This window comes from Pseudomonas sp. SDO55104_S430 (genome assembly GCF_054070595.1).
In genome coordinates this window covers 1-1,637 of sequence record NZ_JBSVXG010000455.1, presented here as the reverse complement: position 1 = coordinate 1,637, position 1,637 = coordinate 1, and the positions used below count along the sequence as shown (strand labels likewise).

Here is a 1,637-nt window from a genome sequence, read left to right as displayed (position 1 = left end):
GTCGGTGGTGAACCTGTAGGAGCGAGGCTTGCCCGCGAAGAGGCCCGCAAAACCTGTACAAATCCCACGCCCCTGCCACGCTGCAACGCCCTTCCCTGCATCCCCCCTCCAAATCCCCAGTGCAAAAAAGTATCGATCCCAGTGCGACGGATGATTTGTCTCGCCAACGATTGAACGTTGTAATCAGCGCAGATGCTTGCTGGATCGCAAGCCACAAAAACAATAACTGTCCTTCTGTAACCCCTCGGGTGCAGAAAAGGAGTGCTCGATGCAACCTTCTGTAAAAGCTCTGCTCGCCCTCACCTGCATGACCCTCAGCAGCGTCAGCCTCGGCGCTCAGACCCTGACCATCGCCACCGTCAACAACAGCGACATGATTCGCATGCAAAAGCTCTCGAAGACCTTCGAGGCCGAGCATCCGGAGATCAAGCTCAATTGGGTGGTGCTGGAGGAGAACGTCCTGCGCCAGCGCCTGACCACCGACATCGCCACCCAGGGCGGGCAGTTCGACGTGCTGACCATCGGCATGTACGAAGCGGCACTCTGGGGGGCCAAGGGCTGGCTCGAACCGATGAAGGACCTGCCGGCCAGTTATGACCTCGACGACGTGTTCCCGTCGGTGCGCGAAGGCCTGTCGGTGAAAGGCTCGCTGTACGCCCTGCCGTTCTACGCCGAAAGCTCCATCACCTATTACCGCACCGATCTGTTCAAGAACGCGGGCCTGACCATGCCCGAGCATCCGACCTGGACACAGATCGGCGAATTCGCTGAAAAACTGACTGATAAAACCAAAGAGCAGTACGGCATCTGCTTGCGCGGCAAGGCCGGCTGGGGCGAGAGCATGGCGCTGATCACCACCGTCGCCAACGCCTATGGCGCGCGCTGGTTCGATGAGAAATGGCAGCCGGAATTCAACGGTCCCGAGTGGAAGAACGCGCTGAATTTCTACGTCGACACCATGAAGAAATCCGGCCCGCCGGGCGCATCCAGCAACGGCTTCAACGAAAACCTCGCGCTGTTCAACAGCGGCAAGTGCGCGATCTGGGTCGACGCCAGCGTCGCCGGCTCGTTCGTCACCGACAAGACCCAGAGCAAGGTCAGCGACAACGTCGGCTTCACCTATGCGCCGCACGAAACCACCGACAAGGGTTCGGCCTGGCTCTACTCCTGGGCGCTGGCGATTCCGACCAGTTCCAAGGCCAAGGACGCGGCGAAGACCTTCAGCGCCTGGGCCACGTCCAAGGAATACGGCGCGCTGGTCGCCAAGACCGACGGCATCGCCAATGTGCCGCCAGGCACCCGCGCCTCGACCTACAGCGCGGAGTACATGAACGCCGCGCCGTTCGCCAAGGTCACTCTGGAATCGCTCAAGGCCGCTGACCCGAGCAAACCCGGCGCCCGCCCTGTGCCTTACATCGGCATCCAGCTGGTGACCATCCCCGAGTTCCAGGCGGTGGGCACTCAGGTCGGCAAGCTGTTCTCCGCAGCGCTGATCGGCCAGACCACGGTCGACCAGGCTTTGGCTGCGGCGCAGCAATCCACCGAACGCGAGATGAAGCGCGCCGGTTATCCGAAATGAAATGAAATCCTGTAGGAGCGAGGCTTGCCCGCGAAGGCGGTGTGTCAGGCATACCCCA

General features: G+C 61.3%; 1 protein-coding gene. It reads left to right on the top strand.

Annotation, left to right across the window (positions count from 1 at the left end):
• Nucleotides 1-268: 268 nt before the first annotated feature.
• Nucleotides 269-1,579, top strand: coding sequence for an ABC transporter substrate-binding protein (locus ACW9JE_RS30635; RefSeq protein ID WP_457434892.1), 1,311 nt, complete (start codon nt 269-271; stop codon nt 1,577-1,579).
• The last annotated feature ends 58 nt before the right edge of the window (nt 1,580-1,637 follow it).

Coding starts and splice junctions, on each gene's coding strand:
- ACW9JE_RS30635 (WP_457434892.1), top strand. CDS start 269: ATGCAACCTTCTGTAAAAGCTCTGCTCGCCCTCACCTGCATGACCCTC.